Source organism: Chryseobacterium sp. TB1-D10, assembly GCF_059803555.1.
Genome location: NZ_JAPFHB010000015.1, coordinates 22,337 through 41,356, shown reverse-complemented (window position 1 = coordinate 41,356; position 19,020 = coordinate 22,337). Strand labels below are relative to the sequence as shown.

13 protein-coding genes are annotated in these 19,020 nt (G+C 34.4%); 8 read left to right on the top strand and 5 right to left on the bottom strand.

The genetic code is table 11. The features are described 5' to 3' along the window. Positions 1–153 precede the first annotated feature (153 nt). Entirely contained in the window at positions 154–906 is a 753-nt protein-coding gene (locus tag OPU68_RS16920) for a polysaccharide deacetylase family protein (protein ID WP_498475128.1), read from the bottom strand. An 83-nt stretch (positions 907–989) separates the two neighbouring features. Continuing rightward, positions 990–1,955, bottom strand: a complete 966-nt coding sequence (locus OPU68_RS16915; RefSeq protein ID WP_498475127.1) for an NAD-dependent epimerase/dehydratase family protein — start codon at positions 1,953–1,955, stop codon at positions 990–992. Between the two features lie 185 nt (positions 1,956–2,140). On the opposite strand from OPU68_RS16915, the gene OPU68_RS16910 reads away from it, so the two are divergent. Continuing rightward, positions 2,141–2,968 carry a sulfurtransferase gene (locus OPU68_RS16910; protein WP_498475126.1) on the top strand — a complete coding sequence of 276 codons (828 nt, stop codon included), beginning with the start codon at positions 2,141–2,143 and terminating at the stop codon, positions 2,966–2,968. Between the two features lie 61 nt (positions 2,969–3,029). Here OPU68_RS16910 and OPU68_RS16905 read toward each other — a convergent pair whose 3' ends face one another. After that, on the bottom strand, positions 3,030–6,239 hold the full coding sequence (locus OPU68_RS16905) for a DUF8818 domain-containing protein (RefSeq protein WP_498475162.1): 3,210 nt from the start codon (positions 6,237–6,239) through the stop codon (positions 3,030–3,032). 194 nt (positions 6,240–6,433) lie between these two features. Here OPU68_RS16905 and OPU68_RS16900 point away from each other — a divergent pair, with 194 nt between their 5' ends. The 3 genes from OPU68_RS16900 to OPU68_RS16890 all read left to right on the top strand — a co-directional run bounded on the left by OPU68_RS16900 (position 6,434) and on the right by OPU68_RS16890 (position 9,276). Then, a complete protein-coding gene (locus tag OPU68_RS16900; RefSeq protein ID WP_498475125.1) occupies positions 6,434–7,186 on the top strand; it encodes a T9SS type A sorting domain-containing protein in 753 nt (250 codons plus the stop codon). Positions 7,187–7,387: 201 nt separating this feature from the next. Beyond that, a complete protein-coding gene (locus OPU68_RS16895) occupies positions 7,388–8,164 on the top strand; it encodes a T9SS type A sorting domain-containing protein (protein ID WP_498475124.1) in 777 nt (258 codons plus the stop codon). A gap of 341 nt (positions 8,165–8,505) precedes the next feature. After that, positions 8,506–9,276 carry a T9SS type A sorting domain-containing protein gene (locus OPU68_RS16890; protein ID WP_498475123.1) on the top strand — a complete coding sequence of 257 codons (771 nt, stop codon included), beginning with the start codon at positions 8,506–8,508 and terminating at the stop codon, positions 9,274–9,276. Between the two features lie 67 nt (positions 9,277–9,343). Here OPU68_RS16890 and OPU68_RS16885 read toward each other — a convergent pair whose 3' ends face one another. Together OPU68_RS16885 and OPU68_RS16880 are read right to left on the bottom strand one after the other, a co-directional pair. After that, on the bottom strand, positions 9,344–9,940 hold the full coding sequence (locus tag OPU68_RS16885; protein WP_498475122.1) for a response regulator: 597 nt from the start codon (positions 9,938–9,940) through the stop codon (positions 9,344–9,346). Continuing rightward, the gene (locus tag OPU68_RS16880) at positions 9,937–11,802 is read right to left on the bottom strand and encodes a tetratricopeptide repeat-containing sensor histidine kinase (RefSeq protein ID WP_498475121.1); all 1,866 of its coding nucleotides are present in this window, start codon (positions 11,800–11,802) and stop codon (positions 9,937–9,939) included. The genes OPU68_RS16885 and OPU68_RS16880 overlap by 4 nt, the downstream gene beginning before the upstream one ends. Positions 11,803–11,876: 74 nt before the next feature. On the opposite strand from OPU68_RS16880, the gene OPU68_RS16875 reads away from it, so the two are divergent. The 4 genes from OPU68_RS16875 (at position 11,877) to OPU68_RS16860 (ending at position 18,969) form a co-directional block, all read left to right on the top strand. Then, entirely contained in the window at positions 11,877–12,455 is a 579-nt protein-coding gene (locus tag OPU68_RS16875) for a T9SS type A sorting domain-containing protein (RefSeq protein WP_498475120.1), read from the top strand. Between the two features lie 20 nt (positions 12,456–12,475). After that, complete coding sequence (locus OPU68_RS16870) at positions 12,476–13,189, top strand: hypothetical protein (protein ID WP_498475119.1); 714 nt, start codon at positions 12,476–12,478, stop codon at positions 13,187–13,189. 4 nt (positions 13,190–13,193) lie between these two features. Beyond that, the gene (locus OPU68_RS16865; RefSeq protein WP_498475118.1) at positions 13,194–16,634 is read left to right on the top strand and encodes a T9SS type A sorting domain-containing protein; all 3,441 of its coding nucleotides are present in this window, start codon (positions 13,194–13,196) and stop codon (positions 16,632–16,634) included. Positions 16,635–16,803: 169 nt separating this feature from the next. After that, positions 16,804–18,969, top strand: a complete 2,166-nt coding sequence (locus OPU68_RS16860) for a TonB-dependent receptor (RefSeq protein WP_498475117.1) — start codon at positions 16,804–16,806, stop codon at positions 18,967–18,969. Positions 18,970–19,020: the final 51 nt, after the last annotated feature.

The following is a 19,020-nucleotide window of genomic DNA, read 5'->3' as shown; positions in this document are numbered from 1 at the left end:
CTATAGGCTGACTATATTCTTTTAGGATTATGATTAATTAAATAAAATAAAAGTTTTTTTGACTAATTAAAAATCGGTAGTTTTTGTCTAAATGTAATTTTAAATCCAAATTTTAAATAATCCCTGTCACTTTAAGGAAGTCTATTTTAAGTTTCAAAACAAATAATCCTTCATCCTAGAAACGGCAATTTCATGCTCGTCCATAAACTGAAAGAGTTCTTCCAATCGGTCTTCAAAACTTCTACTAAGGTTGATCTTTTTATAAAGTGGCAATATAAATGGCAGTTTATCTTTGCTGAAAAGTTGCCACGCGTTTGCATAGATCATCACATATTCATTGGATTTCAGACTTTCCAAAAGCATACTTTCGTAGTACTTCATCGGCGTCACCTGAAGCACATAATCATTGAACGGAAGTTGCGAATAAGGCGATTGACTTTCCGGAACAATCGTCAAATCATTTTCGGTGTAGATCTCTGTTTTTGCAGTCAGCTTTCGCCAAAGGAAATCGATCTTGGAATCTTCGATATTCGAGACATAAATGAACTCCATTTTCTTGATCTCGGAGTAGGGAAGGCGATGCGATTTTTGTCTCAATCCTTTGATTGGTTTGTCCAAAAACTGCTCAAGATTTTGCTTGGTTTTTGCAAGTGTTTCAGTGTCAGAATTGACGTTGTAAAGTCCGATTTCGTTACCGGAAAGTGATAGGCTTTTTAATAGTTTTTGGAGTTGCAGCGCAATGGAAACTTCTACGAAAAATGTGGCTTTGTACTCGTGCAATTCCAATAATAATAAGATGATTCTAGTGTTTTCTTCGATAGACGATATCAATTCCTGTTGAGAAAATTTATCGTTATTTTTTCTGCTTTTTTCCGAAATAGCTATGTTAAACGTTAATAAAATCACTTAAAGTAAATTTTTAATTTTATTTATAATTATTTAAAAATCAAATGTTAAAACTGTTATAGCTTAAATTGATAATTTAAATTTTAAGATTTGCCCAATTTCTTTTTAAGATTATTTATCATATCTATGGACATTGATGAAATATTGAATTTATAATCCAATCCCCAATCTTGTTTCGCAGCAGAATCATCGATGCTTGCCGGCCAAGAATCTGCAATCGCCTGACGGAAATCCGGCTCATATTTAATCTCAAAATCAGGAATGGTTTTCTTGATTTCATCAGCCAATTCTTTCGGCGTAAATCTCATCCCGCCGAGGTTGTAAGAGTAGCGGATTTTCACCTGCTCTTTTGGTGCAGTCATCAGCTTAATTGTGGCGTCGATCGCGTCGTCCATATACAGCATCGGCATTGCTGTATCTTCCTTGATGAAACTTGTGTATTTTCCATTTTCTACGGCCTCATAAAAGATCTCGACAGCATAATCTGTAGTACCTCCACCTGCAGGCGCTTTCCAGGAAATCAGGCCAGGATAACGGATACTTCTGATGTCAACACCATATTTTTCGAAGTAATATTCACACCATTTTTCGCCAGCCATTTTGGAGATTCCGTAAACCGTTGTCGGATTAAGCACCACTTCCTGTCCAACATTTTCTTTCGGAATTCCTTTCCCGAATACAGCGATGGAACTTGGCCAGAATATCTTTTTAAGCGTTCCTTCCTTTGCCAATTCACAAAGGTGGATCAATGGATCGAGATTCAATTTCCAGGCGAAAAGCGGCTGTTTTTCTGATGTTCCGGATAACAAAGAAGCCAGATGATAAACTGTTGTGATCCTGTGTTCTTTGATGACTTCCGTAACAGCTTGAAAATTAGTAACATCGAGTCTTTCGTAATAGCCGGCTTCCGTGATGCCTTCTTTCCATTTCTCAAGTCCGGATGCGATAACGTTTTCTTTACCGTACATTTCACATAGTCTTACCGTGAGTTCTGTTCCGATTTGTCCAAGGGCGCCCGTGATGAGGATTTTTTCTTGTGGTGTTTCCATTTTTTACTTTATTGATTCGCAAATCTAATTAATTTAAATATTTGAGTACAATTTTTTCAGCTACAAAAGATTCTCTCCTTTCTTTATCAAAATAAAAACATTAGAAATACTTTGTGAAATTGAGGTATTAGTTTAATTTTATGTTCACAAAGACTTACAATTTCAGTTCCAAAATCTCAGATCTTATGAAAACGAATTCCATAATCAATACCGATGAACTTTATCAAATTTCTAATCAACCAAATTTAAGAATTTATGATGTTCGAACCGGTCCGAATGCTATAGAAGAATACCGGAAAAAGCATTTAAAAAATGCCGTATTTGTATATTTGAATACGGATCTGGCAGAAATTGATAATCCGAAAGATGGTGGTCGACATCCGCTTCCGAAGTTTGGCGATTTCATAAAAACCTTAGGAAGATTAGGAATAAACAAAGATTCCGAGATTGTGATCTACGATGATAAAAATGGGGCAAATGCAGGCGCAAGATTCTGGTGGATGCTGAAGGCGATTGGTCATAAGAATGTCCGTGTCCTAAATGGTGGTTTGCAATTTGCAGAAAGTCAAAATTATCCTGTAAGTTCCGGTGATGAAGCGTATCCGGAAACCGAATATATTTCTGAAGTCAACGATTGGCAATTGCCGCAAGTTTGGATTGATGATGTAAAGATCGCAACAGAAAATTCTGAATTTCTAATTATAGATGTCCGCGAATCTCAACGTTACCAGGGAATCACTGAACCAATTGATCTGGTTGCAGGACATATTCCGAATGCTGAAAATTTTCCTTTTTCTGATAACTTGGATGAAAACGGATTGTTCAGATCTCCCGAAATATTAAAAGAAAAATACACTGAGTTCTTCAAAAACAAAGATCCAAAACAAATCATTTTCCATTGCGGAAGTGGTGTTACGGCTTGCCATTCATTATTAGCGCTGGACCACGCAGGTTTTGAAATCCCGAATCTGTATGTCGGAAGCTGGAGCGAGTGGAGCAGAAGCGAAATCTAACCTAATTGTGAATGGTTAAGTATTAATGATTAATCATTCACAATCAATAATTAACCATTAATTAAAAGCTTGCGCGGATTTGCATACTTCCGATGTGAATAGTTCTTTCGCCGGAGTTTCTGCCTTCATAGTTCACGTTCAGCTGGATGAAGGAATTGATCGCCTGCTGAATAAACAATGACCAGACTTGATTTTTTCCGACTTTCAAACCTTCCAGCATCTGATTTCCGACGATACTGTAATTGTTGCCTGTGAAATCATTATTAATAAATGAAAAATTCGCTCTTATCGATGTTTTCGTTTTCTCCCATTGTAAGGTTCCGGAAATCTCATAAGTTTTAAGTAATTCTTCACCGTCTGTTCTTTTCTTTTGACGAAGTGCGCCGAAAAGCTCTGTCTGAAGAGTTTCTGTCAATTTATATGTCGCTTTTGGTTTCGTTTCCCAGTTTTGAAGGAGGTAATTTCGGGACTCATAAACCTGTGAACTATTGGTTACGTTCTGGATGGAATTTTCCCAATCGGTACGGAAAGATTTTGTAAATGAATACCCAACGTTCAGGAAGTGGGACTTTTGGCCGTGTGCTTCATTGCTGAAATTAGCATTTACCAGATTATCATTGTCTGTATATCGGTAACTTCCATTCCAGCCGGATTTGTCACTGGAATTAAATATAGCCGAAGCCAGAATATTCTGTGTTCTCAGTAATTGGTCGGCTTCTTTTTTGAACGGATTCCAAACCAAAACCTGATCATTTTTAAGATAAGAATTCTGCGAAAGCAACGACAAATTGAAATTCCAGCGTTTCAGAAATGAATTCTGAGAACTGATGATAACGGATGGATTTACGAATAGAGCCAGCTGAAGTTTATTCTTGTTCGAAGCGAGATAGTTTACGCTGTTGGTATAAATCCTTATGTATTGAGCCAGATCGGCATATTCCGCAGCTTCAAACTCGTCTAATTGCTGCACACCATCGTTGTTGTAATCAGTCCATTTGTAGACGCCTTGTCCGTCTGTTACTTTGATGTACTGGAATTCACGTTGCGCTTCCTGTCCATTTCCCAGTTCATAGAAAAACTGCAGTCGCATTCCGTTTTTGAAAAGCTGCTGGTTGTATAAAATATTTCCTACTACAAAATCCTGATTCTGATCATTTGCCAAGGTTTGATTCTCATAAAAGAACTTTCTGTAATGCACTAATGTTGATAATTGCGTGGTTTCTGTTTTAATGATCTGGCTTTCTGCCATTATCCCGAGAGTATTGTTCATCTTCTGCAGACGGTTGTCCTGTACGGAATCGTTGCTTCGGAAATAGACTTTCGTTAATAATTTGGTTCTTACCGAATCAGCGATTTTTTTCTGAATGAACAGTTCTTTCCAACTGTAACTTGTCACATCCAGATTTTGTGTTGCATTGTATTTTTTCTCATTGTTTTCCATAGATCCGCCAAGCATCCAACTGCCTTTCTTGCCGGCCAATTCTGTGGAAACCGCGCCCCGGATGAAGTTGGTGTTAAGGTCTGTGGATTTGGTATCAAGGTAAGAAATCGCTGCAAGATTATTGGACTTCCCGACTTTCCAGATGGCATCAATATCATTCTTAATACCTTTGTAAGTGTCGGTTTCTTCGAGGTAATTAAGTTTATAATTGATTTTCGAAGTTTTATTAAAATCATTAAGGAAAGAGAAAATGAAACGATTCTGAGTAATCTGGCTAAACTCATTAGTCAAATTGAAGTCACGCCAGAAATCAACATTATTAATACGATCCAGAATATGGAAATTCTTCTGAATAACCTGATATTCTACCATTGGCGTTCCTGTCCATGTGTTTTTTCGGAAAGTTTTGTTCGCGTAGATTCTCGCTGCATAGCCGATGTTTTGGTCATTGTCTTTGGAGGAAAATGCGTTGAGGTCATAATTACTCAATGAAACATCAGTCCCAATTACGCCTTCGTTCAAAGCATATTCTACGTTTGCAGAATAAACCTGCGATTTTTCCGGAGCAGGCAATTTCCGAACTGCCAGATAATCGCCAAGACCAGTTCCTACGTATTGGAAAACACGTCCGTTATTGGTAGTTTGCTGAAGTTGATAGTCGCCTTTTCCACTTCCGAAATAGGTAAATGAAACCTGATAAAGTGTCTGCGTCTTGTCCGTCGAAAATTCATAATAAAAGGAATTGCCTGAGTAAATTCTTTTATATAAGATTTTATTCACATCATATTCTGTTTCCACGCCGGATTGGGAAAACATCAGGTTGGGATCATTTCCGGCATTTACGAGCATTTGCTGATCTTCTTCACTTAGATTTAAGGAAAGTGGTGCGTTCTTATTATCATTTTCCATAAACCAGCTGAAGCCAGCTTTCAGTCTTTCCCGCTGGTGTTTTATATTTCCTGTGATCAGAAATCTGGTGTAATTTCGATTCGTGTAATTATAAGATACGTTGATAAAGTTCTGTTTATAAATCGGTCGGAAACTGGTGAATGTAATTTCACCAGTGTTATAATTAATGACGTAATCCTGATTCTCGCCTCGTTTCATTAATATTCCATCAATGAAAACCTGTTCTGATCCGGAAATTATAGTTATAAATAATTCCCCGTTTTTACCTGTCAATCTATAAGGGCCTTGATTTCCTTCGATTCCCTGAAAACGCATCCGGAAAAATTCGCTTCTGGCGACACCACCGGAAACATCTACCGAGGTTTTGTTCCCGTTCTTTTCCCAGCTTGTGAGAAACTCTAATCCCATACTTCTTCTTTGATAGCGTCCGAAGTAAGTGGTTTCGTCGTTCAGATCCAGATGTCCGGCTCTTATGATGCTGTGGTTTTTGATATTAAGCTGAAGATAGATTTTGTCAAATTCCTGCAATGTCTGCGTATATCCATCCGCCTGTACCGGAAGATTGTGATCCGAAATCGAAGCTAAAATCGAAACATCAGGACTCAGCTTCCCGGAGATCTGCATATCCATCGAACTCTGGACAGATGATCCCTGATTATTTCCAAAAGTGATTCCTCTGATAATAGAACCTTTGGAATTGAGTTCGCCGAGGATTCTTTTCTTGTCATTTTTTACGAGTACTTCTTCATCATAAATCACTTTATTTTGTTTTTTGATAAAGTCGAGCGTGTCTTTGGTGAAAAAGTCTTTGTTTATTTTAGAAATAAGGATGCTGTCTTTTTTTAGGGAGTCTTCTGGTATATTAGGGTTTTTCCAGCTGAAAATCTGTGCGTTAAATGGATTTAACGCAAAACAAACCAATGTTAACAGAAAAATTTTGCTTAACTTGTGCACCCTTTGTTATGATCTGTAAAAGTACTAATAATAGACTATCGGACGAATTAACAATTATTTAAAACGAGAAAGAGGCTTGTAAAATTGTAGTCCGATATAAAATTTTATATTTGCCACTCACAAAAACGAACAAAAACAAGAAACAATTTAAAATATATATTATGACAAAATTCTATTCATTTTTAGCAGCGGTTGCTTTATCTGCAACAGTTAATGCACAAACTACTGTAGCTTATACTATTACAGGAATAAATGCAACGACAGGCGTAGTTGCAACTACAAATCCATCTTCTGATACCAACTTGACCTTCAAGGCGGAACAAGGTGCTTCCACAGCTAATGCTCCTGCTTATTTTGCAGGTACACCTGGGCAGTTAAGATTATATTCTCTAAGAGCATCAGGAGAAGGTAATACTTTTACTATTACGCCTGCTGCTGGTTACGTGATTACCGCTGTGACATTTACAGGTATTACTGATAAGCCAAATGTAACTTATACTGTAGGAGGTGGATCTACTCAAACTGCTACTCTTGCTGATGCAACTTATACATTGACAAATTCTACAGAAACTGCAGGAGCTTTGACTTTTAAAAATGCTCATACAGGTGGTTCTACAAATCTTCAGTTACGTATTTCCGGATTGTCTGTTACTTACAAATCAATAGCTACAATGGCAGTTTCGGATGCTAGCAAAACAAAAGCTAACCTTGTTAAGAACACAATTGTAGCAAACGAATTGATTTTTGCTGCTTCTGCAAAAGTATCAGTTTATAATACAGCTGGACAAATTGTAAAAACAGCTGAGGTTTCTGATAACTCAAGATTAGACGTTTCTGCATTGCCAAAAGGAACTTACATTGTCACAGGTCTTGTAAACGGACAAGCTGTTTCTCAGAAAGTGATCAAAAAATAATCTAAAAGAATCCATTTTAGTTATCAAACGCTTCCAATCTGGAAGCGTTTTTTTTATTTTTTGTTAATGTAATATTAAGTTAAATGAACTTAATTATAACTGTATGTTATTGATTGTTATAGTTTTATTATTATTTTGTAAATGTATGGAAAGACTCAATAGGAATAAATTTGTCAAAACAAAATCTTAATAAAAACAATTATGAAAAAGATCTATTCTTTATTAGCAGTAGTAGCTTTAGCGGCAACAGGAACTGCACAGGTTTATTCTACCGGATTTGAATCAAGTGAAGGATTTACTTCCAGTACAGTTTACAATAACACCACTTTATTAGTCACTGGACCTACAGGAAAACAGTGGAGTACATTTTTTGGAACACCTTCCACAACTTCTGCTTTAACAGGAAACCAATCTATGCAAATGAGATGGTACACCTCTTCTGCCGGAAGCAAAGGTTACACAGTGACAAACTTTGGGACAACTGGTGTGGGCAGTGTTACGTTTAATGCAGCGAATACTGCGGGGATAAACGTAATCGTGTCATATTCTACCAACGGAACAACTTGGCTTAGTCCTCAGACATTTACATTAACTACGACTAGCACAGCTTACACGTATAATGTACCATCATCAGCAACAGGAGCGCTGAGATTTAAGTTTGAATTAACTTATACAACAGCACCATCAGCAACTTCAAGACTTTATATTGATGATGTTAAATTCAACTCTCCTACGATGGCAGTTGTAGATGCTACAAAAGGAAAAGCTAACTTGGTTAAAAATACATTAGTAGCCAATGAATTGATCTTCGGAGTTTCTGCAAAAGTATCGGTTTACAACGCAGCAGGACAGGTTGTAAAAACGGCTGAGGTTTCTGATAACTCAAGATTAGACGTTTCTGCTTTGCCAAAAGGAACTTATATAGTAACCGGTCTTGTAAACGGACAGGCTGTTTCTCAGAAAGTGATCAAAAAATAATTAAAAAATATAGATAATAGAACGCTGCCAATTTAGGCGGCGTTTTTTATTAGAAATTTTATAACACATCTGCAAAAATGTTGTGTTATTTCTCTATGATTTAAAGTAGGCTTAACATACAGTCTTATTAATATCTTTATTTTTGTGGCAGGAAAATGGGAGAAAATTTACAATGTAAGAATGTTAATTTTATGAGATTATAATTTTCTATCATTGATTAAATCTAATCTTAGTGATGCGTAAATGTTAAAAAATAAACAAAATTTTGCGGAATACATTTTTTTATTAACTTAGCATCCCCTTAATAACATATTATAAAACAATTTTTAAACTTTAATAAAATGAAAAAAATCTTTACAATTTTAGCTGTTTCAGCTTTAGCTTTCACTGCGCAAGCTCAAACTACTTTTAGTTATGTTTGGAACAACCAAGGGTTCACAAACGCACAAGATATTACTACAGGTAATATTGTTGCCGGAAAAGTAACTTATGATGTACAAAAGAATGGAGCTAGCAATGGTCCAAAATTTTATACAGCAGGTGGAGGTGCTTTAAGAATGTATTCTAACAATGCTGACGGAAATGGTAACTCATTAGCTATTATCGCTGTTGCTGGTACTAAAATCAACACTGTGAAAATTAAAACTCCAGGAACTTTAGGTTCGGACAACTATGCACCTTCAAGTGCAGTTGTAACTGTTGATGGTGTAACTGTTCCAACTGTTTATGATCCTGCAGATGCTACAAATGCTACATATTTGGTAACTGCTACAACTCCTGCTTCTAATATTACTATTAAGAATGGTAATATGGGAGCTGCATCTGCTCAAATTAGAGTTTTGTCTATTGACGTAACTTACACAGATAATCTTGCAGTAGCAGATTTCTCAAAATCTAACTCTACTTTGGTAAGAAACACTGTAGTAGGAGAATCTATCGCTTTCGCTAAGACTGCAGATATCCAAATCATCAACACTGCTGGTCAGGTTGTAAAAGCTGCTAAAGTAACAGAAGGTTCTACACTTAATGTTTCTTCTCTTGCAAAAGGTATGTACATCGTAACTGGTACAGTGAATGGAGAGAAAGTATCTCAAAAAGTAATCAAAAACTAATCTAAGTTTTTATAAAAATAGAAGGCTTCCAAATTTGGAAGCCTTTTTTTGTTTGGCTTTCCTGATACTAATTAATAATACCCAGCTTGATGGCGATGGATACCAATTGCGCTGTATTAGTCACATTTAATTTAAAAAAAATATTTTTGCGGTGTGTCTCCACTGTATTAATACTTATGCAAAGTTTATTAGAAATTTCGGAACTGGAATATCCTTTGCCGATTGCTATTACAATTTCTTTTTCTCGCGGACTTAAAATATTTTTTTTGATAAGTATATCCTGAAAATCTATTGCTTGTGAATAGTAATATTTTTCGTTTTTATTGTAAAGATCATTAATTACTTCTATCAGTTTTTCTTTAGTCGTATTTTTAAGCAAATAAGCATCAATAGTATGTCTGTTTCCCAAATCCCGAAAGCTGCTCATCACAATTATTTTAATATGCGGAAAATTTTCTTTGACATGATGTATCAATTCCAGTCCATTCATTTCAGGCATGGATATATCGGTAATCAAAATATCGATGGGTCTTTTTTGGATTTGCACTAACGCCTCTTTACCATTATCTACAGTAAAAGCAATGTTGAAGTTTTCCTTGGAAAGGATAGAATTGATCCCGTCCAGGAATAATTGATGGTCATCTACAATCCCTATATTTATCATATCCTGAAAGTTATGGTTACAGTAGTTCCATTGTTTGGGAAGGAATCAATTTCTATAGTGGCATTCAGGATACCAAGTCGTTCGCGGATATTCTTGAGTCCTATTCCTTCGGTCCTGTTTTTGCCAAAGCCTTTTCCGTTGTCTTCGATCATCAGGCATACAGTATCTTTATTTTGGGTTACATTAATCTGAACCCTACTAGCGCGGGCATGTTTGCGGATATTGGTAAATAATTCCTGAATAATCCTGTATAAATTAGTTTTCAGCTCTTCATTAATATGATCCAAAGCATTTTCGGGGAAAAATAAAATATGTGTTACAAAGTTCCCTTTTTCTTCGTCCTGTTTCGTCAAATGCTGCAATAGCTGATAAAATGTCTTCTCTGCCAAAAAGTTGTTGCTGAGATTGTGCGATATTTCTCTTATTTCATTATACAGGGTATTGATATGATTTTGAATTGTAGAAATATTGTGATTTTGTGTAAGATCATTCTCTTTGGCCAACATAAAATTGATACCGACCAGACTGCCTGAAACACCATCGTGAAGTTCTTTGGCAAGGCGGTTTCGTTCTTTACTTTGTCCTTCTAAAACATCTTTGGTACGGTTGAGCTCCTGCTGTTTGATGATGAGTTTCTGTTCAGATTTTAACTTATTTTTATAGAAGAAAAAACCAAGGAGCAATAAAAAAATGATCAATCCAAGTACAAAGTACATTCTTGTTTTACGTACTTTTTGCAGTTCATTTTCTTTGCTTAGCAATTGGATCTGACTGTTTTTTTTCTCTACTTCGTACTTTGCGAGCAACTGATTGTAGTTTTTTTCTTTTTCTATGGTAAAAAGGCTGTCTTTTAGTTTGTAAAACTGACTTTGATATTCGTAAGACTTTTGGTAGTTATGATCTTTTTTATAAATATTGATGAGGTTTTTCAGAATATCTAATTTTTGATTTATTGGTATTCTTTCGGGATCGTATTCTTTATAGGCTAATTCGTAATATCTGATAGCATTATCACCCTCATTTTTATTCATATAATAAGCACCGTAATTGAAGTTGATATAGAAGTACAGGCTCTTATCACCCAATTGCTTAAGGATTTTTTCTGCTTTTCGTAAGTAAAATAATGCTTTTTCGTTTCTGTCGATATTTTTAGAATCCAGATAGTTACCGCTTTGATTAAATCTGATGTTGAATTGTTCCTGCTTGTCATTGGTTAATTTGGCCAGATGAAAAGCCTTTTCATAATAGTTATGAGCTTTCTGAAAGTCTTTGTTTTTAACTGCATTCGCAATAAGAAAATATGAGCTTAACAGCCTGGCTGTATCTTTTGCCAAAATAGAGTATTTAGCAGTCCGATGGTAATTTTTTATGCCAGAGACTGTGTCACCTTTGGCCATAAAAAGATTGCCTAAATTCAAGTATGAAATTCCGAAATATTTATAATCAGGTTTTTTCTTTAGGTAATATTGTGTTTTCTGAAATTCATTAAAAGCTTTATCATATTCCCCTGCCTCAAAAAAAATGACTCCTTTTAAATTATAAATGCGATAAAAAGCATCTGTGTTATTTGTTTTTTTTGCAAGTACCAATGCTTTATTATCGTATTCTCCAGCTTTTAAATTATTACCGATATTATAGTAGTAAAGCGCGTATGAAAAAAGGCATCGTGCTCCGTAATAGTCATTCCCTATTTTTTTATTGAGATCATCGGCTTGTTTACAAAAGTAATAGGCGGAGTCTGTATTTTTATAAATAACTGAGGTGAATTTATCCAGAAGCTGATCCAACTTTTCTATTCTTTGCTGGGCTGAGATAAAAACATAATTAAAAGCAATCAAGAAGATTAAAAGTGTTTTTTTCATTAAAAAATCACGGCATTATGTGATGAATTTTTTTTTATGCGCCAATATCTTTGCTAAAGATAATAAAAGCTATTATGAAAACAAATCTCTCTGTCGTAATGTTATTTTTGTTTCCTTTTTTCAAAGCACAATCAACAACATATACTTACGTAGAAAATAATCCCATATCTGCCGGCTATTCCTGTGAAGATAATATTTTGATTTTTACAAGTTCTATAGACACCCACGTAAAGGGTAGCATCTCCGCATCTGAACAGATTTTGATAATGCCATCCCAAGGCTATGGTATTGTGATTTTACCCACAGATCACTGTTCGTCGTGTACGGATCCTGATACCGGAGGTACTACTATAGGAACAAAAAAAGGCGGTGGAAAGGAAAATGAATCCTCTAAACTACAAAACCCTAAACAGCGGCAACAGCATTTGATAATCGAAAAAAATCCGGTAGACCATTTCGTGAAGCTGTCTCTCAATAAAGGAATGCTAAAGAAAATAATAATCTTTGACTCCACCGGAAAGGAAATAATAAACAAAAACAATTTTAATAACACAATCGAAGTAGACGTAAGCCGACTAACTAAAGGAACATATAGGGTAAAAACAATAACCAATGATAACCAAACCTATACAAAACAATTTATAAAAAATTAACTATTTAAAAATTTTAAACTATGAAAAAACTATTTTTACTAAGCTTTTTAGCACTTGCAGGGATTGCTAATGCACAGAACTGGTCTTTAACAGGTAATGCTGGTACGACAGGACTCAATTTTATTGGTACAACTGATGCGAGAGCTTTGATATTCAAAACGAATAACTTGAACAGGTTTTTAATCTCAAGCAGTGGAAATTTTACATTTTATACTGGTGAGATGTTTTTTCATGCGCCTGTAAGCACAAATGCTTTCACAATTAGCAGAAATTTAAATCAAGTAACTAGAAAACTATATTTAAGAGTCGATACAACAGAAGACAGCGAAAATCTATTTTTGATGCAAGATGGGGGCAAAGTATCCGTAGGATTAACACAAACTCCAACTTGTTTAGATTGCAACGAATACAGATTATTTGTAAAAGATGGTATCAAAACAGAGAAAGTAAAAGTAGACATAGCCGCAGATAATGGCTGGGCAGATTATGTGTTTGCAAAAGATTACAAGCTGATGCCCCTAAAAGAAGTAGAAAATTACATTAATACAAATGGACATTTACCGGAAGTGCCATCTACAGAAGAAGCTATCCAAAATGGGATTGAGTTAAAAGAAATGAATATTCTTCTTCTTAAAAAAGTAGAGGAGCTTACATTGCACCTTATAGAACAGAACAAACAAATATCAGAACAGAATAAAAGAATAGAGCAGCTGGAGTCAAACAATAAAAAATAAAAATATGAGAAAAATACTTATTTTTTGTTTTATTCTATCTGTTTTACCAAATCTGATTAAATCCCAGAATTGGACAAAGCTTGGCAACCAAAATTGGCCCACAAACCCATTTAATTTGAATTGGGATGATCAATACAATGATCGTGCAATTGGTAATATTGGTAATGGGAACATTCAATCTATTTGGGTAGATCCTTCAAATCCTAATCACATGATGATAGGTCCATTTGCTGGTGGAATCTACGAGTCATATAATGCTATAGATGGTTCTACGCAGGCCGGTGGTGTGGTTTGGAATAAAATTACCAGTAATATACCTGCACAAACGGTAAGAAAAATCATCAAGAAAAATAATGTCATCTACGCTTCTTCCGGTGTGCATTTTTGGTTTGGTAATCGCCATTACTCCAATACACATAATCAAATTAGGAATCTCTATGGTTTAGGGGTTATTAAATCAACCGATGGAGGAGCAAACTGGACGGTGCCGGTTATGGAGGACCAAGAGAAAGGATTTTATTGTACAGATTTCACAGAACCTACCTCCACAGGTATTATGTATGCAGCTTCAGTCAATAATGTTTATAAATCTACCGATTACGGAAATACCTGGGCAAAAGTTGGTGCAAATATTATAAATGACTTTCCTAAATTGGAGATAAGTTTAGAGCAAGTAGTGGTAAATCCACAAAACCCTTCAGAAGTTTGGGTAGCAGGATCTGGTATTGATACGAAGAAGAAAATTTACAAATCTACTAATGGAGGTAATACGTGGCAAGAGGTAGAAACATTTTTTAAATCACAAGTTAATGCTACAAATTGTTCTGGGTTTTCTATTGATATAGATCAAGCAACCAATACTTTGTACGTCGCCATGAGAGTTAATTCTACTTGTTATGTATTTAAAAGCACAGATTGGTTAAATTTTAATTTAAATAATAATCTTTCAACAAGTAACTATAATATTAGGACAAATAGTAATAGTCTTTACCTGTTGGGAATGCCAGAAATGTATAAAATTACATCCTTTAGCAATATTAGTTGCCTCACATCATCTAATCCAGCTTATTATGCTGTTTATTCCAAGACGCATGTAGATCAAAGATCTATGGCATTTACATCATATAATAATAAAAATTATTTAGTTGTTGGTAATGATGGCGGCGTTGCCCTAAGCTCGGATGATGGTATTACCTGGGTGAATATTACAGGAAATATGGTGGCTCATATTATTGACAATATGGGGTATTATTCTGACCCTACAAAAAGAGCTTATGACATTGGCACACAAGATGATGGTTGGTACAGGAATATTTTTTTTAATTCTAATCCCTCAACCTTACCAACTGGTGTTTCTATCAACCAAACCTATTTTACAAAAACAGGGGAAGGTTTAGTATATACAAGTCCTCATAGCGGAAGAATTTATTTTTCTAATGGCTTGTATTCTGATAATGATGGTGCTACGAAGAATAACCATTCATTCCATATAGATGAAATGAGAGAAGACCCTTTGGATTATAATATAAATTATCGTCCGGATTACGAAAATCGTGTTTTTTTCTCTAATTATTCGAATGGTGTTGGTACGAATATTTTTCCCAGTAATTTTCAGACAACATATAATGTCTCAATCATACCTAAAATTGCTCTTAACAGTAACAAAAATATAATGTTGCCTGTATTGCATTATGGTAATCCTAGTTATCCGAATGATTTTCCATACAAAACCAATTTGTTTTTTTCTAATGACCAAGGATTAAGCTGGGAAGATATTGGTCAAAATATCAAAAATGCGGATCCTGGAAAAGCTGACGTCACCAATACCGTTTCTCAACCTTTGAGTTGGGTGGATTTAGATGACTATAATCCTAATAAAATGTGGGTGACATTTGGTGCAGCAGGTTTAATAAATCAGAAGGTATATGAGAGCACAGACTATGGTAAAACCTGGAAAAACATTTCACATAATCTTTCTGATGTAGCAAGCCTGGCACTTCCTGTTAACACGCCAAGCAACTATCCTGTAAATACTATTGAGTATGATGAGAATAGAGACATTTTGTTTCTTGGGACAGATTATGGCTTGTTTTATCTGGACAAAACTGTTACGCCAAACCAATGGAAGGTTTTTGGTACAGGGTTGCCAAGATCAATAATTAGCAATATTTTCATTGATGATTATTTTAATGAAGTTGTTGTGGGTACAGTAGGAAGTGGTATCTGGAGCGCCCCTCTTTCAAATTGTAATGATGAACTCATAATGAGTAATACCACGTGGAATGGTGTTACCAAAACCATTTGTGGGGATCTACGTGTAAAACATGATATGACACTGAATATAACAAACTCTGCTGTCACAGCAAGAAATGTTATTTTGGAACCTGGAGCAAAAATAATTTATAGCGGAGGTAGTCTTTCTTCATCTGATACTACCAGAAAATCATTTGTAATCTGTGCAAGAGATTCTAAATTTTCAGTTTCTAATGGTGTTGTAATTAATAATTTTACAGTGAACAATTTTGAAGCAGGTACCGTGGAAACAGGTAACATTACTATGAATAATTCTAGTATTAATGTTTACAAAGATTCTTATTATGATTTTATCACTGGTACCAAGTTATCAATGACTAATTCAAATCTTAATTTTTATTCTGATTATTATTACAAAACCCATAATACAACACCGGTTTCGGTTAATGCTACTACATTTTTGTCTTCAATAAGTGGGATCAATACCAATGGATTTGCCAATAATGGAAAAGTAAATGTGTATGATAATAGTATTAAAATTCAAAACGAAAATCTTGCAACTACTACATCGAATACAAGTAATTATTTCTTCCAGGCAAATGATAATATAACAATGGGTAATAATGTAGATACATCGATTCCTCTAGGTGATTTCAATATTACTGGCACAAATACAAATGTAGAATTGGTAGCTAAAAATTATATTGATTTGTCTCCTGGCACTAATATCAAAAACTCATCTACATTAGTAAGGATTGATTCTACATTACCAAGTATAGTTGTAAGACCATATAATAAAACTGAATCTTTGCCTACCGGCCCCTTTAATGGTCATAATCCTTTGTTTGATAATGAAGATGAAGATGAAGAAGAAGAACGAAGAGAAAGAAATGAAAGTAATATTTCTGAAAAGGATCAAATTAAATTATATCCAGTACCTGTAACCACAGAATTAAATTATAATATTACTGATAATGACTTAATAGGTAAAAAAGCAATGCTAATAAATGGTAGTGGTAATATTGTTAAAACAATTACTTTTAATAGTGAAAAAGGAGTAATAGATTTCACTAGTATTGGATATGGTGTCTATTATTTAATTGTAGAAACCAAAAAGGGGAAAATTTCTAAAAAAATCGTGAAACAAGGATTGACAGATAATAATCAGGATGTTATCGAAAGAAAAAAATAATTAGAATGTTAGACTATATTGCTATCTGATAATTTCATTTCAGAATAGTTTCCCCAATAATTATGTACTGCATCTCAGATTAAGAAATTTAATTCTATAGAATTTGAGATGTAGTCATATTTCCAATCTCAGTCATGTAATTTTTAATAATCTTCACACAATTAACTAAATGAATAACAAGTATATTATATCTACGATGCTGTTAGCGTCATTATCAGCTAATGCCCAACAGCAAGATATAGAACAGGTTACAATCAACGCAAGAACCAAAGTAAAAAAAGAAAGAGCGGAGTTTAAAAGACACGCTCAATCTGCGGAAACGCTCTCCGAAGAAGAACTGAACAGAAATAATACTGCTTATATAGATCAAACTCTTTCTACAATGGCAGGAATTCAGGTGGATAAAAGAACACAATTGGGTGGGCAAAGAATTGTTGTAAGAGGTTACGGAAACGACCAAAAATTTAACAATTGGGGTGTAAAATTCTATTGGAATAATATGCCGCTTACTAATGCAGAAGGTGTTACTATTTTAGATGATATAGATTTTTCCTACATCAATAATATAGAAGTAATCAAAGGCCCTGCTGCTACAATGTATGGCGGAGGAGTTGGCGGAGCCGTAAGATTCTATACCAGAACTGATGAAAAAAAGGGGACAAGTATTACCGAAAAACTCTTGGTGGGTTCTTTCAAACATTTCCAATCTATAACACAAATAAATACTACTGGAGACAACTATTCTTTAAATGTAAATTACGGACATATTCAAAGTGATGGTTATAGGCCTTCCGGAGCTAGTTTAAAAAACTTTGTAAACTTAAACGGTGAAATAAATCTCAACGCAAAACAGAAAATTACCTTGTTTGCCAGCCAAGGATATTCTTATGAAAAAGTTTCAGGTCAAATTCCTTATGCAGTTTACGAACAAGGAATTGATGAAGGAAATATAGCTTATATCAGAAAAGATGCTGGCAATAAGCTCAATTCTACAAGAGTAGGTTTAGGACATACTTTTAATATTACAGAAAATTTTAAAAGTATGACCACTTTATTTTACTCTGGAAATTCTTTTGATAGAATTGCAGCAGGTGCATTTGAAACCTCTACAAATCCAAATGTAGGTTTTAGAAGTACTTTTCAACTTAATCATGAAATGGGAGATTTTAAAAACGCATTGGATTTTGGAGCAGAAATGCAAGTTTCTCGCTCACAAATTTCTAATTATAGATTCACAGGAAATGTAGATATTCCCTTACAGTTAAGCGCAGCAAATAGAGGTTCTTATTTCAAATATGAAAATAATCAAGGAACTTACTTTTTGGTTGATAGAATTAAATACAAACCTTTTAGTCTAACTTTATTAGTTGGATTGAGTGCTAATTCTACAAGCTATAATCGCACAGATTTATTTGCCTTACCAGGATTAATGGTTTATAACAATACTGACCAATATAATAAAGATTTATCTTTTAATAAAAAGTATAATGTTGTTTTCACACCGCATTTTGCATTGCAGAAAGAATGGGGAAATCAAATATTTAATTTAAGTTATAGCGAAGGATACAATACTCCTGTTGCAGGTAATAACTTTATTTCAGCAACTAATATCAATATTCTCAACGAAAATCTACAGCCCGAAAGAGCTAAAATGTGGGATTTTAGTGTTCAGGGACTTTTGCTTGACACCAAGTTTGACTATCAGGTTTCCGTATTTCAAATTAATGTCAGGAATAAACTGACTCAGTTAACAGGAAATAATGGCAAAGTCAATTATACTTATTGGGATAATACCGGTAACCAAAGAAATACAGGAGCAGAAATGAGTTTAGGCTATCGTTACACATCAGAAGGTTTTATTCATAAAATTATTCCTTTTTTTAATATGTCTTATTATGACTTTAAGTACTCTGATTTTAAAACTGTTGTAGGAGGACAATTAACAGATTATACTCATAAAACTGTGGTTGGTGTACCAAGAACCAAATATGCAATTGGTTTAGATATTCAAACAAAATTAGGTTTGTATCTTAATAATACTTACAACTATTTAGGTAATGTTTACTCTGATTTTGGCAATAACAATTTAGTCAAAGGTTTTTGTTTACTTAATACAAAATTAGGCTATCAAAAGTCTTTTGGAAAATTTGATGTAGATGTATTTGCCATGGGGAATAATCTTACCAACCAAAAGAACTACACTTTTTTATTTTTAGGAAATAATATTAAAGATTCTGATGCTGGTTCTAATTATCCAGGGCAGTTCACTGATATTAACCCTGGCCCTAAGAAGGCTTATTACTTTACAGGTTTTAATTTAAAATATCATTTTTGATACAAAAGATGAAAAATAATTATTTAAACTAATAACACATTCTCTATATTT

Bases quoted from the DNA above. Each gene is read 5' to 3' on its own strand.
- OPU68_RS16915 (WP_498475127.1), bottom strand. From the start codon at position 1,955: ATGGAAACACCACAAGAAAAAATCCTCATCACGGGCGCCCTTGGACAA.
- OPU68_RS16880 (WP_498475121.1), bottom strand. From the start codon at position 11,802: ATGAAAAAAACACTTTTAATCTTCTTGATTGCTTTTAATTATGTTTTT.
- OPU68_RS16875 (WP_498475120.1), top strand. From the start codon at position 11,877: ATGAAAACAAATCTCTCTGTCGTAATGTTATTTTTGTTTCCTTTTTTC.
- OPU68_RS16900 (WP_498475125.1), top strand. From the start codon at position 6,434: ATGACAAAATTCTATTCATTTTTAGCAGCGGTTGCTTTATCTGCAACA.
- OPU68_RS16895 (WP_498475124.1), top strand. From the start codon at position 7,388: ATGAAAAAGATCTATTCTTTATTAGCAGTAGTAGCTTTAGCGGCAACA.
- OPU68_RS16865 (WP_498475118.1), top strand. From the start codon at position 13,194: ATGAGAAAAATACTTATTTTTTGTTTTATTCTATCTGTTTTACCAAAT.
- OPU68_RS16870 (WP_498475119.1), top strand. From the start codon at position 12,476: ATGAAAAAACTATTTTTACTAAGCTTTTTAGCACTTGCAGGGATTGCT.
- OPU68_RS16890 (WP_498475123.1), top strand. From the start codon at position 8,506: ATGAAAAAAATCTTTACAATTTTAGCTGTTTCAGCTTTAGCTTTCACT.
- OPU68_RS16885 (WP_498475122.1), bottom strand. From the start codon at position 9,940: ATGATAAATATAGGGATTGTAGATGACCATCAATTATTCCTGGACGGG.
- OPU68_RS16910 (WP_498475126.1), top strand. From the start codon at position 2,141: ATGAAAACGAATTCCATAATCAATACCGATGAACTTTATCAAATTTCT.
- OPU68_RS16860 (WP_498475117.1), top strand. From the start codon at position 16,804: ATGAATAACAAGTATATTATATCTACGATGCTGTTAGCGTCATTATCA.